Origin of the sequence: Micromonospora sp. WMMD1155 (assembly GCF_029581275.1) — a bacterium.
In the GTDB taxonomy this organism is placed as follows: domain Bacteria; phylum Actinomycetota; class Actinomycetes; order Mycobacteriales; family Micromonosporaceae; genus Micromonospora.
Window position 1 is genome coordinate 6043677 of record NZ_CP120742.1, and the last position, 12136, is coordinate 6055812.

The window sequence follows — 12136 nt, forward strand, 5'->3', positions numbered from 1 at the left end:
CCCCGTGCCGTCAGCAGTTGCGCAACTCCGGCGACTGGTTGAGCAGTTGGCCACGGGTCGACACGAAGCGGCGGTAGCGCTCGCCGTCGACGGCCGATGGGCGGAACGCGGCGACGCGGTGGCAGTTCTGGAAGGCCAGGCGTACGCGGAAGTGTCGTTCCAGGCAGGCGCGGATGGCGTCGCTGGCCAGTGCCCGGAGCAGTTGCCCCCGGTCGGCGTCGCTGGGCGGCGGCACGACGTTGTCGGCCAGCTCGGCGTCGCCCGACTCGAGTTCGGCCACCACCCGGCTGACGGTGGCCCAGGCGTACGGGAGCGACTCGCGGACGCAGGCGATGAACGCCTCGTCGTCGACGGGGCCGCGCTCGGCGGCGTCGAGCAGGGCGGGCGGGACGGTGAGTGACATGGTTCTCCTCCGTATCGCTAACGAAAACCGTTGTCATTAACGATTCGAGCTCAGCACACCACGTCATCGGTCGAACGTCAACGATGTCCGGACGCGCCGCGCCGCGAGCCGCACGAAACCCGCGCCGCGACCCGCACGCGCAGCGACCCGCGCGAAGGCACGCGCAGCGACCCGCACGGCCCCGCGCCCCCGCGCCCCCGCGCGACCCGGACGGAACGAAGGACGGTCAGGGGTGGCGGGGGTGGCCCTTGAGGTGTCGGCCCAGTTCGCGGGCGATCTCCCGGTTGGCGTCCCGCTCGGCCAGCGTCTGCCGCTTGTCGTAGGAGCGTTTGCCCTTCGCCAGGGCGAGCTCGACCTTGGCGTAGCCGTTCTCGAAGTACATGGACAGGGGCACCATGGTCACCCCACCCTCGCGGACCTTGTCGAGGATCCGGTCGATCTCGGCCCGGTGCAGCAGCAGTTTGCGGTTGCGTCGGGGTGCGTGGTTGGTCCACGTGCCGTACGCGTACTCGGCGATGTGCAGGCCGTACAGCACGATCTCGCCGTCCCGTTCGTGCGCGAACGCGTCCACCAGCGAGGCCCGTCCCTCGCGCAGCGACTTCACCTCGGTCCCGACCAGCACGATGCCCGCCTCGTACGTGCGCAGCACCTCGTACTCGTGCCGGGCCTTCTTGTTCGAGGCGATCAGCCGACGTTCGGGCTGCTTGGACGGAGTCACCCCGCGACGATAGTCGGAGTCACCCGGCGACGGCATCCGATATCGGCGGCACCGGGCCGGTCGGCTCACTCGTGTGCCGGGTGTCCGCCGTGTGCCGGGTGTCCGTGGCGCAGCCGCGCGATCAGGTCCCGTTCGGCCTCGGTGAACGCCTCCTGCGACTCGCACGGCCAGTGCCCGAGGATCGGGGGCGGCACGCTGTCGCTGGGCGCGGGCACCACGTCGACCGGGTCGACCAGTCGGCGATCCACGGTCGCCGCCGGTCCGGTCAGTTTCTCCGCCCGGCCGGGCCGCTGGGAGGCGAAGATCCAGCCGCCGATCGGGTCGGTGTCGCGCCACAGGTTGAGCCACCGCCAACCGACCCGCTCGCCGATCTCCCGCAACGCCGGGTCGTCGGTGTACGCCGGGAACAGCCGTGAGTACAGCCGTCCGAGTGGGGACCCGTAGGTCAGCAGGGCGACCCGGTCGGTGATCCGGGTGGGTAGCTGGAGCACTGTCGCGGCGAGCAGCACCGAACCGTGGCTGTGCCCGGCGAGCAGTACCCCGTGCCCCTGCTCCACCAGGTAGCTGACCCGCTTGGCGAGCTCCGGTACGGCCCGTTCGGCGTAGCAGGGCGGGGCGAAGGGGTGCGCGGCCCGGGGCCAGAAGGTGCCCAGGTCCCACAGCACGCCCACGTACCGTCGGAATCCGGCCGTCCGGTAGGCGAAGATGCCGCCGATCACCAGCCCGAGCACGACCGCCGCGATGAGGTAGCTGCCGAACCCGATCAGGAAGTCGACCAGGCTCTCCGGGACTCCGACGTAGCGCTGCGCCTCGTCGCCGGGGAGCAGTTGGAGCAGGCCGAGCACGCTGGTGGACAGGCCGAGCGCCGCCAGGCCGGCGTACACCACCGAGAGTGGTTCGAGTCGTTCGGTGAAGCGCGCCCGGGCCACCGCCTGCTCGACGCGGCGGAGTCGGCTCGCCGCCGACGGCGGGGCGTCCGGGAAGTCGGCGGCCACGATCGCCCGCGCGGCCCGCCGGCGTCCGGGTCTGGTCAGCCGGGTGACCAGACCGGCGACCAGCAGGGCGGTCACCATCGCCAAGAAGAAACCGAAAATCGCCCATTTGTACGCCAGGGGAGGGCTGGTTTCCAGGCTGTCCGCCGTGGTTCCGTTGCGGTCGAGCAGATCCGCGCCCCGGTAGACCAGTTCGGCGGAGAAGGCCACCGCCAGTTCGGCGGCGACGGTGATGAAGACCGGCGCTCCCAACGCGCGGAGCGGCGCCCGTCGTTGCCCGCCACCGCGCCGCCAGAGCACCAGCGCGGCGAGGCTGACGACCAGCACCGTCTGACTGACGAACACCCAGGCCACGATGGCGCTGTAGCCGGGCAGCACGCCGCCCTGCGGCCACGGTGCCGGGCTGATGGCGATGTGCACGATCACCAGGATGGTCAGGCCGCAGGCGAGGGTGCGCACTGTGCGGAAGAGGGTGTCGACGCGGGGTGACGGACTCGGTCGATCGATGCTCGGCACCATCGTGACCATGACCAGGCAGGTCAGCAGCACCGCCCCGGTGGCGGTCAGGAGTATCGCCATCGTCCACGAGGAGTGCTGGCTGGCCCGTGCGGCCAGCAGACTGCCGTCCAGCGTGGCGAACGCCGCCGCGACGTGGACCGAGCGCAGTCGACCCACCAGTGGGGCGCCGTCCCACTGGCCGACCGCGCTCAACCGGTGCTTCGACACCGGCGTCGAGGGGGTCCGGAACGCGTCGAACGAGTGGCTCGGGCGGGAGCCCAGCCGCCACACGAGCCCGATGGCGGCGACCGGCACCAACGCTAGGAGAGCGAGGCGCAGCCCGGTCGGTCGCCCGCCGAGCCAGGACAGCCAGCTCCGGCCGGCCAGGCATGCCGGGCTGCCCATGCAGCGCCAGGCGACGAGGTCCAGCGCCACGCCGACGATGGAGAGCACGTAGAGCATGGTGAGCGTGAGGGCGAGCACCCGGCACAGCGCCATGAAGCCGCGCTTCGAAGCGGAGTTCGCCGGGCGCATCCACAACGCCACGTTGCAGAGCATGAACGGCAGCAGGAACACCAGCGACAGCGTCCGGACGGCCGTGCCGGACGGCAGGTCGCCCCAGCGGTACGCCTCCAGCGTCACCCCGTCGGTCCCGGTCGAGTCCGGGTAGCCGGGACGCGGTCGGTAGAACCCGCCGCTGCGGTCTCCGGCGACCTGGTGCACGTGCGGTCGGTCCAACACCTGGTCCGCCCCCGCGCCGGAGACGCCGTGCACCCGCAGCTCCACGATCGCGCCCGACGTCGTTCCTCGGGTCGGTGTCGCGTCCGCCATAGGCCCCCCGAAGTGTGCGCGGCAACCGGGCGGATAGCCGGGGTGCGGCCCGCGCGGCTCCCCGGCTTACCCGTCCCGCGCCCGGTCAACCGTGCGGCGGACCTCACGCCCTGGTGCGGCGGACCCACGGCAGGTGGTTTCATGGCGCCATGGCGAACCCGGTGATCCTGACCGTCGACGACGATCCCGTGGTGTCCCGGGCGGTGGCCCGGGACGTCCGGCGCCGCTACGGCGACCGCTTCCGGGTGTTGCGGGCCTCGTCGGGGCCGGAGGCGCTGGAGGCGTTGCGCGAGGTCAAGCTGCGCGGCGAGCAGGTGGCGCTGCTGCTGGCCGACCACCGGATGCCGGAGATGACCGGCGTGGAGTTCCTCGAGGCGGCGATGGACATCTTCCCGGCGGCGCGCCGGGTGCTCCTCACCGCGTACGCGGACACCGACGCCGCGATCGAGGCGATCAACGTGGTGGACCTGGACCACTACCTGCTCAAGCCGTGGCATCCGCCGGAGGAGAAGCTGTACCCGGTGGTGGACGGGCTGCTGGAGGCGTGGGCGGCCACCCCGGACGCGGCGAGTGCCGAGATCCGGGTGGTGGGGCACCGGTGGTCGGCGCCGTCGTTCAAGGTCCGCGACTTCCTGGCCCGCAACCTGGTGCCGTACCGCTGGTTGCTGTCCGACGACCCGGAGGGTGTCCGGTTGCTCGACGCGGCCGGGGCCACCGAGGCGGACGTACCCCTGGTGGTGACCCCGGAGGGCAAGGCGTTGATCGCCCCCAGTGAGGCCGAGCTGGCCGCGCTGGCCGGGTTGACCGTGGTGCCGGCGTCCGACTTCTACGACCTGGTGGTGATCGGCGGTGGCCCGGCCGGCCTCGGCTCGGCCGTGTACGGGGCGTCGGAGGGGCTGCGGACCGTGCTCGTCGAGCGGCGGGCGACCGGCGGGCAGGCGGGGCAGAGCAGCCGGATCGAGAACTACCTGGGCTTCCCGGACGGCGTCTCCGGCGCCCAGTTGACCGATCGGGCCCGGCGGCAGGCGGTGAAGTTCGGGGCGGAGCTGCTCAGCGCCCGGGAGGTGGTCGGTCTCAGCGAGGCCGGCGGTGCCCGGCTGCTGCGCTTCGGCGACGGCAGCGAGATCGCGGCGCACACCGTGGTGTTGGCCACCGGTGTGTCGTACCGGGTGCTCGACGCACCCGGGTTGGCCGACTTCACCGGTCGGGGGGTGTTCTACGGTGCCGCCGCCACCGAGGCGCCGAGCTGCGTCGAGCAGGACGTCTACATCGTCGGCGGGGCCAACTCCGCCGGGCAGGCGGCGGTGCACTTCTCCCGGTACGCGTCGAGGGTGCACCTGCTGATCCGAGGCGCGGACCTGACCGCCTCGATGTCGCGGTACCTGATCGACCAGTTGGAACGGATCGACCGGATCACCGTGCACCCGCACACCGCCGTGGTCGGCGCGGCCGGGGAGGGGCACCTGGAACGGCTGACCCTCTGCGACACCCGCACCGGGGAGGCCCGTTCGGTCGACACCTCGTGGCTGTTCATCTTCATCGGTGCCGAGCCGCGCACCGAGTGGCTGGACGGGGTGCTGGTCCGTGACGGGCGCGGCTTCATCGTGACCGGTCCGGATCTGCTTGCCGGTGGGCGGCGGCCGACGGGCTGGTCGTTGTCCCGCGACCCGTACCACCTGGAGACCAGCGTGCCGGGCGTGTTCGCCGCGGGTGACGTGCGGGCCGAGTCGGTCAAGCGGGTCGCCTCGGCCGTCGGCGAGGGCGCGATGGCTGTTTCGCTGGTGCACCGTTACCTGGAGGGCCAATGACCACCGAGTCCGACCGGCTGACACCGGCGCAGCTGCGTACCCTGTTCCTGTTCGAGGCCCTCGACGACGCGCAGCTCGACTGGTTGGCCGAGCACGGCCGGGTCGAGCAGCGGGCCGGGGGCACCCTCGTGTACGGCGAGGGCGAGCCCGCCACCTGCTTCTTCGTCCTGGTGCGCGGGGCGGTGGCGTTGAGTCGTCTGGTGCACGGCGACGACGTGGAGGTCAGCCGGACCGAGCAGCGTGGGGTGTACGGCGGGGCCACCCAGGCGTACCTGGGTGACCAGGTCGACCAGGTCTACCGCAACAGCCTGCGGGCGGTGACCGACGCGGACTTCTTCGTGCTGCCGGCGGAGGACTTCGCGTACGCCCTGCGGTCCTGGTTCCCGATGCCCATGCACCTGTTGGAGGGGCTGTTCTTCGGGATGCGGGACTCGCAGGCGATCGTCGGTGAGCGGGAGCGGCTGCTGGCCCTGGGATCGCTGTCGGCGGGGTTGACGCACGAGCTGAACAACCCGGCCGCGGCGGCGGTGCGGGCGACGTCGGTGTTGCGGGACCGGGTCGCCGGGATGCGGCACAAGCTCGCGATGATCGCCGACGGTCGGCTCGACGGGAGCGCCCTGCACGGTCTCGTCGCGTTGCAGGAGGAGGCCGTCGCCCGGGTGGCGACCGCGCCGAAGCTGTCGCCGGTGGCCACCGCGGACGCCGAGGACACCCTCACCGACTGGCTGGAGGACCAGGGGGTCGAGGGTGCCTGGGACCTGGCGCCGATCCTGGTCGGTGGCGGCCTCGACACAGCCTGGCTGACGCAGGTGAAGGCGGCGGTCGGCCCGGCCGACCTGGAGGCGGCGGTGCGCTGGCTCACCTACACCGTCGACACCGAACTGTTGATGCGGGAGATCGGCGACGCGGTGACCCGGATCTCGGGCCTGGTGGGCGCCGCCAAGCAGTATTCGCAGCTGGACCGGGCACCGCACCGGGTGGTGGACGTGCACGACCTGCTCGACGCCACGCTGGTGATGTTCAAGGGGAAGATCCCCGCCGAGGTCAAGCTGGTCCGCGAGTACGACCGTGGTCTTTCGCCGGTCCCGGCGTACGCGGCCGAGCTGAACCAGGTGTGGACCAACCTGATCGACAACGCGTTGGGCGCGATGGGTGAGAAGGGTGTGTTGACCGTCCGCACCGGACTCGTCGGCGACCTGCTGGCGGTGGAGATCACCGACACCGGCCCGGGTATCCCGCCGGAGGTGCGGCCACGGATCTTCGAGCCGTTCTTCACCACCAAGCCGGTGGGGGCGGGCACCGGGTTGGGGCTGGACATCTCGTACCGGATCGTGGTGCACAAGCACCACGGCGACATCCGGGTGGAGACCGAGCCGGGGCGCACCACCTTCCGGGTGCTGCTGCCGATCGCGGAGGGTGCGCCCGGCGACGCGCCGACTACCTAGAGAACGGTGGATGATCGACTCCACATCGGCGAGGTGGTGCCATCTCGCCGTCCGGACACCCCCGCATCGGCGACCTGGAGTCGATCACCCCCGCCGTGGTGGCTTCAGAAGCGGCGTTCCGCCGCGAGGAAGTCGGCGAGCACCCGGGTGTGGGTGGAGAACGCCAGCTCGACCGGGTCGGTGAGCACCAGCCACTCGGTCGCCTCCTCGGTGGGCGCCGACGGTGGCAGGTCCTCGGCCCGCTGCTCGGGCAGCACCCCGAAGACCATCATGGTGCCGCCCGCCGGGGCGCCGTGCACCGCGAACAGCCGGGCGTCCTCGGCCGCCGCGACCAGGCCGGTCTCCTCCCGCAGCTCACGGACGAGCGCGTCGGACCACTCCTCGCCGTACTCGATGAAGCCGCCGGGCAGCGCGAGCAGGCCGCGGGCCGGCTCGATGTCCCGGCGGACCACCACCACGCCCAGGCCCTCGGCCGTGCGGACCGGCAGCACCGCGACCGCCACCGGCAGGGGGTTGCGCCACACGGTCTCGCCGCAGGCCGCGCAGACCCGGGGCCAACCGGCGGCCGGCGGGTAGGCGGCGCCACAGGAGGAGCAGTGCGAGTACGGCGTGCCGGTCATGCCGCAGCACGCTACTCCGACGCCCCCGGAGCCCGCCGCGCCGCCGCCCGCGCCTGAAGCTCCGAGGGCCCCGGAGCCCGCCGCGCCGCCGCCCGCGCCTGAAGCTCCGAGGGCCCCGGAGCCCGCCGCGCCGCCGCCCGCGCTCAGACCTCCGGGGTGCCGGTGTAGAAGGCGGTGGTGCGCTCGGCGGCGGCCTTCGCCTCGTCGGCGTCGGTGCCGGCGGCGATGCTCGCCTCACCCCACAGGTGGCTGCTCAGCTCCATCGCCTGCCGACCCTCGGGGGAGGCGGTCCACTCGGCGGCCTGGTCCGGGGTGATGCCGCTGCCGTCGCCGGCCAGGTGCGCGGCGAGCCCGAGCAGGCCCAGGTCCCAGCCGACGCCGACGGCACCCGGCCCGAACTGCGCCCACCGGTCCTGGTCGACGTGCGCGATGTGGTCCAGGTCGAGGCGGGCCCGCTCGTCGCCGACCGCCGTGACGCGCACCTCGATCCAGCTCACCTCGTCGCCGTACTCCCAGGTGGCGGTGAACCGGTGCGGCGGCTCGCAGGTCTCGATGGTGCCGTGGGCGTTGCCCTGCAACTGGTACGTGCCGTGCAGCCGCAGGTCGCCGGAGATCGGCAGGAACCAGCGGGGGATGCGCTCGGCGTTGGTGCAGGCGTCCCACAGGTCGTCGGCCGTCGCCTGGTAGGTCTGGCTGATCGTGGTCACCCGAGCCTCGCCGGCTTCCAGGGTGCGGCTGCCGACCTTCCGCTGGACGGCGTTGATCTGCTCGGTGGCGTCGAACATCAGGTGTTCCTCTCGTCGGGTGGATCGGCGGGCTCGCGCAGCCGACGCTCGCGTCGACCTCGGGCCAGCTCGGTGGCGAGTGCCGCCAGAGGTGGGGCCCAGAACCGGCGGAAGTGCTCCAGCCAGCCGTCGACCTCGCGTAGTGGGCGTGGGTCGACCGCGTACAACCGCCGGGTGCCTTCCGGCCGCACGGTGGCGAAGCCGTTGTCCCGCAACACCTTGAGGTGCTGGGACACGGCTGGTTGGGAGATGCCGAACTCGTCGCCGATCACCGCACTGACCGCACCGGCGGTCTGCTCGCCGTCGGCGAGCAGCTCCAGGATGCGGCGCCGGACCGGATCGCCCAGCACGTCGAAGGCGTGCACGACGACAGTTGTATCACTGCCCGCTTATTTAAGCCAACTTTGATGATCCGATGAGCTTGTCGAGTCGAATCGGCAGCTCCCGGATCCGTACGCCGGTCGCGTGGTGCACCGCGTTGGCGATCGCCGCCGCGGTGCCGACGATGCCGATCTCACCGATGCCCTTCACCCCGGCCGGGTTCAGCTCGTCGTCGCGCTCGTCGAGCCAGTACGCCTCGATGGACTCCACGTCCGCGCAGCCGGTGATGTGGTACGTGGCCAGGTCGTGGTTGACCCAGTCGCCGTACCGCTCGTCGAGCAGCCCCTCCTCGTGCAGCGCCATCGACAGGCCCATCGTCATGCCGCCGATGAGCTGGCTGCGCGCCGTCGTCGGGTTCACCACCCGGCCGGCGGCGAACACCCCGAGCATCCGGTTCACGCGTACCTCGCCGGTGTCGGCGTCCACCCGCACCTCGGCGAACTGCGCCCCGTACGCGTACCGGGGGAGTGCGGGCTGCCCGCCCACCTCGTCGGTGGTGTCCGCCTCGGCGGTCACCTCGCCGGGGTCGTCGCGCCGCTTCTCCCGCAACGCCTGGCAGGCGCGGATGACCGCCCAGCTCCAGCTCGCGGTGCCCATCGAGCCGCCGGCCAACGGGGCGGTCGGCAGCTCACTGTCCCCGATCTGGATCTCCACCCGCTCGGGCGGCACCCCGAGCGCGTCGGCGGCCACCTGCCAGATCGCCGTCCGGGCGCCGGTGCCGATGTCGGTGGCGTTGATCCGGACCAGGAAGCCTCCGTCGGGCCGGGCGGTGGCGGTGGCCGTCGACGGCCGGGCCCGGGCCGGGTAGCTCGACCCGGCGACCCCGGTGCCGAGCAGCCAGCGCCCGTCGCGGCGGGCGCGCGGCGTCGGGTCCCGCTCGGTCCAGCCGAACCGCTGGGCGCCCTCGCGCAGGCACGCCACCAGGTTGCGGCTGGTGAACGGCCGCCCCTGGTCCGGGTCGACTGCGGTGTCGTTGCGGATGCGCAGCTCCACCGGGTCGATGCCGACGGCGACGGCCAACTCGTCCATCGCGGACTCCAGCGCGTACGCTCCCGGGCACTCGCCGGGGGCGCGCATCCAGAACGGCGTGGGCACGTCGAGGCGGACCAGCCGATGCGTGGTGCGGCGGTGCGGCGCGGCGTACATGCTGCGGGTGTAGACGGCGGTCTGTTCGGCGAACTCCCGAATGGTCGAGGTCTGGCTGATCGCGTCGTGGCAGATCGCGGTGAGCCGTCCGTCGGTGTCGGCGGCGAGGCGGACCCGCTGGATGGTGGGGGTGCGGTAGCCGATCGGCCCGAACAGTTGCTGCCGGGTCAACGCCAGCTTGACCGGGCGGTCCACGTGCCGGGCGGCGAGGGCGGCCAGCACCACCGCGGCCTTGGCGTACCCCTTGCTGCCGAAGCCGCCACCGACGTGTTCGGCGACGACCCGGATCGACTCCGGGGGCAGCTCGAACAGCTCGGCGAGGGTGGCGCGCACCGGCGTGGCGCCCTGGGTGGAGTCGTGCACCAGCAGGTGCCCGTCGTGCCACTGCGCCGTGGTGGCGTGCGGCTCCATCGGGTTGTTGTGGTACGCCGGTGTCCGGTACGTGGCGTCCACCCGCACCGGGGCGGCCGCGTACCCGGCGTCGAAATCGCCCTCGGCGGTGTCCGTCGGATAGCTGGGGTTGACGTGGTCGGGCTGGTACAGGCCGGGGTGGTCGTCGGTGAGAACGGTGCTGTGCGGGCCCGCGTCGTAGTCGATCCGGACCAACCGGGCGCCCTCGCGGGCCGCCTCCAGGCTGGTCGCCACCACCACGGCGACGTACTGCCCCCGGTAGTGCACCACCGGCTCCTGCAACAGCCACAGCTCCCGCTCCGGGCCCGGCGCGAGCCGGGGCGCGTTGCCGTGGTGCAGCACGGCCAGGACGCCCGGCGACGCCAGCGCCTGGGCCGTGTCCACCCGCGTGATCCGGCCCCGGACCACCGCCGACGGCACCGCCCAGCCGTAGGTGACCCCGTCGACCGGGTACTCCACCGCGTACCGGGCCGTGCCGGTGACCTTCGCCGCGCCCTCCAACCGGGGGTACGCCCGCCCGACCGCCCCGCCGCTCACGACGCGGCCAGTTCGGTGAGCGCCCGCACGGTGATGGCCCGGGTCAGCGGCAGCTTGAAACCGTTGTGCCGCAGCGGACGCGCCTCGGCCAGCTCCGCGTCGGCGGCCCGGGCCGCCAGCTCCGGGGTGAACGGGCGCCCCCGCAGCTCCTCCTCGGCCCGGTACGCCCGCCACGGCCGGTGCGCCACCGCCCCGTACGCCAACCGCACGTCGCGGACCGTGTCGCCGTCGAGGTCCAGCACGGCGGCCACCGAACCGGCGGCGAAGGCGAACGACGCCCGGTCGCGCACCTTGAGGTAAGTCGAGCGGCGCGCGGCCGGCAGCGGCGGCAGCCGGACGGCGGTGATCAGCGCGCCCCGGGCGAGCGTGGTCTCCCGCTCCGGATGGGTGCCGGGGGAGCGGTAGAGGGCGGTGATCGGGATGTCGCGGGGGCCGTCGGCCTCGTGCACCTCGACCACCGTGTCGAGGGCGGCCAGCGCCACCGCCAGGTCGGACGGGTGGGTGGCCACGCACTGCTCGGACCAGTCCAGCACCGCCAGGTCGCGGTTCTGGCCGTGCAGGGCGGCGCAGCCGCTGCCCGGTTCCCGCTTGTTGCACGCCTTGCCGGTGTCCTGGAAGTAGACGCAGCGGGTGCGCTGCAACAGGTTCCCGCCGGTGGTGGCCATGTTGCGCAGCTGCCCGGAGGCGGCGGCGAGCAGGGCGCGGGCCAGCACCGGGTAGTCCCGGCGGACCACCGGGTGGGCCGCGAGGTCGCTGTTGCGCACCGTCGCGCCGACCCGCAGCCCGCCGTCGGGCGACTCCTCGACCGTGTCCAGCGGAAGTCGGGTCACGTCCACCAGCACGTCCGGGCGCTGCACCCCGAGTTTCATCAGGTCCACCAGGTTGGTCCCGCCGCCCAGGTAGGCGGCCTGCGGCTCGGCGGTCAGCACGGCGACCGCGTCGGCCACGTCGGCGGGCCGGTGGTAGCGGAACGCCCTCACGTCGCCGCCGCCGTCTCGCGCACGGCCGCGACGATGTGGGGGTACGCGGCACAGCGGCACAGGTTGCCGGCCATCCGCTCGCGGATCTCCGCGTCGGTCAGCTCGGCCGGTGCACCGAGGTCGTCGGTGACGGCGCTGGGCCACCCCTTGGCCACCTCGTCGAGCATGCCCCGGGCGGAGCAGAGTTGCCCGGGGGTGCAGTAGCCGCACTGGAACGCGTCGTGGGCGACGAACGCGGCCTGCAAATCCGACAGCTCGTCCGGCCCGGCCAGACCTTCGACGGTGAGCACCGACCGGCCGTCCACGGTGACCGCGAAGATCAGGCAGCTCTTCACCCGGCGGCCGTCGAGCAGGACCGTGCAGGAGCCGCACTGGCCGTGGTCGCACCCCTTCTTCGCCCCGGTCAGGCCGAGGTGCTCGCGCAGCGTGTCGAGCAGGGTGGTCCGGTTGTCCACTGTCACCTCGCGCGACGCGCCGTTGACGTCGACCGTCACCCGGGACGAGTGCCGCTCGTCGGTCGTGGTCGTGTTCTCCGGTCCGTCCCGCATCGGGTCAGATTAGCCTTGTCGGCATATGTCGGT

The 12136-nt window shown here is 72.8% G+C and carries 11 protein-coding genes; 2 read left to right on the plus strand and 9 right to left on the minus strand.

Translation table 11 applies throughout. From position 1 onward, the window contains the following. Positions 1 to 10 precede the first annotated feature (10 nt). The 3 genes from O7617_RS27570 to O7617_RS27580 all read right to left on the minus strand — a co-directional run bounded on the left by O7617_RS27570 (position 11) and on the right by O7617_RS27580 (position 3442). Positions 11 to 403 (minus strand): SCO5389 family protein, encoded by a 393-nt coding sequence (locus O7617_RS27570; RefSeq protein WP_282259124.1) that lies wholly within the window; start codon positions 401 to 403, stop codon positions 11 to 13. Between the two features lie 226 nt (positions 404 to 629). Continuing rightward, a complete protein-coding gene (gene smpB / locus O7617_RS27575) occupies positions 630 to 1121 on the minus strand; it encodes an SsrA-binding protein SmpB (RefSeq protein WP_282259125.1) in 492 nt (163 codons plus the stop codon). 65 nt (positions 1122 to 1186) lie between these two features. Beyond that, entirely contained in the window at positions 1187 to 3442 is a 2256-nt protein-coding gene (locus tag O7617_RS27580) for a hypothetical protein (protein ID WP_282259126.1), read from the minus strand. 149 nt (positions 3443 to 3591) lie between these two features. Here O7617_RS27580 and O7617_RS27585 point away from each other — a divergent pair, with 149 nt between their 5' ends. Then, on the plus strand, positions 3592 to 5250 hold the full coding sequence (locus O7617_RS27585) for an FAD-dependent oxidoreductase (protein ID WP_282259127.1): 1659 nt from the start codon (positions 3592 to 3594) through the stop codon (positions 5248 to 5250). After that, positions 5247 to 6695, plus strand: coding sequence for an ATP-binding protein (locus O7617_RS27590; protein WP_282259128.1), 1449 nt, complete (start codon positions 5247 to 5249; stop codon positions 6693 to 6695). Before O7617_RS27585 ends, O7617_RS27590 begins: the two co-directional genes overlap by 4 nt. 104 nt (positions 6696 to 6799) lie before the next feature. On the opposite strand, the gene O7617_RS27595 is transcribed toward O7617_RS27590, so the two are convergent. From O7617_RS27595 to O7617_RS27620, 6 genes are all read right to left on the minus strand, one after another. Next, on the minus strand, positions 6800 to 7315 hold the full coding sequence (locus O7617_RS27595; RefSeq protein ID WP_282259129.1) for an NUDIX domain-containing protein: 516 nt from the start codon (positions 7313 to 7315) through the stop codon (positions 6800 to 6802). A gap of 143 nt (positions 7316 to 7458) precedes the next feature. After that, complete coding sequence (locus O7617_RS27600) at positions 7459 to 8100, minus strand: SRPBCC domain-containing protein (RefSeq protein ID WP_282259131.1); 642 nt, start codon at positions 8098 to 8100, stop codon at positions 7459 to 7461. After that, positions 8100 to 8465: a metalloregulator ArsR/SmtB family transcription factor gene (locus tag O7617_RS27605; protein ID WP_282259133.1), complete on the minus strand. Its 366-nt coding sequence runs from the start codon at positions 8463 to 8465 to the stop codon at positions 8100 to 8102. Before O7617_RS27605 ends, O7617_RS27600 begins: the two co-directional genes overlap by 1 nt. Before the next feature lie 28 nt (positions 8466 to 8493). Then, complete coding sequence (locus tag O7617_RS27610) at positions 8494 to 10575, minus strand: xanthine dehydrogenase family protein molybdopterin-binding subunit (protein WP_282259134.1); 2082 nt, start codon at positions 10573 to 10575, stop codon at positions 8494 to 8496. Beyond that, positions 10572 to 11555, minus strand: a complete 984-nt coding sequence (locus tag O7617_RS27615) for a xanthine dehydrogenase family protein subunit M (protein WP_282259135.1) — start codon at positions 11553 to 11555, stop codon at positions 10572 to 10574. The genes O7617_RS27610 and O7617_RS27615 overlap by 4 nt, the downstream gene beginning before the upstream one ends. Further along, the gene (locus O7617_RS27620) at positions 11552 to 12103 is read right to left on the minus strand and encodes a 2Fe-2S iron-sulfur cluster-binding protein (protein ID WP_282259136.1); all 552 of its coding nucleotides are present in this window, start codon (positions 12101 to 12103) and stop codon (positions 11552 to 11554) included. Before O7617_RS27620 ends, O7617_RS27615 begins: the two co-directional genes overlap by 4 nt. Positions 12104 to 12136 lie beyond the last annotated feature (33 nt).

Coding starts and splice junctions, on each gene's coding strand:
- O7617_RS27600 (WP_282259131.1), bottom strand. CDS start 8,100: ATGTTCGACGCCACCGAGCAGATCAACGCCGTCCAGCGGAAGGTCGGC.
- O7617_RS27620 (WP_282259136.1), bottom strand. CDS start 12,103: ATGCGGGACGGACCGGAGAACACGACCACGACCGACGAGCGGCACTCG.
- O7617_RS27595 (WP_282259129.1), bottom strand. CDS start 7,315: ATGACCGGCACGCCGTACTCGCACTGCTCCTCCTGTGGCGCCGCCTAC.
- O7617_RS27570 (WP_282259124.1), bottom strand. CDS start 403: ATGTCACTCACCGTCCCGCCCGCCCTGCTCGACGCCGCCGAGCGCGGC.
- O7617_RS27585 (WP_282259127.1), top strand. CDS start 3,592: ATGGCGAACCCGGTGATCCTGACCGTCGACGACGATCCCGTGGTGTCC.
- O7617_RS27590 (WP_282259128.1), top strand. CDS start 5,247: ATGACCACCGAGTCCGACCGGCTGACACCGGCGCAGCTGCGTACCCTG.
- O7617_RS27580 (WP_282259126.1), bottom strand. CDS start 3,442: ATGGCGGACGCGACACCGACCCGAGGAACGACGTCGGGCGCGATCGTG.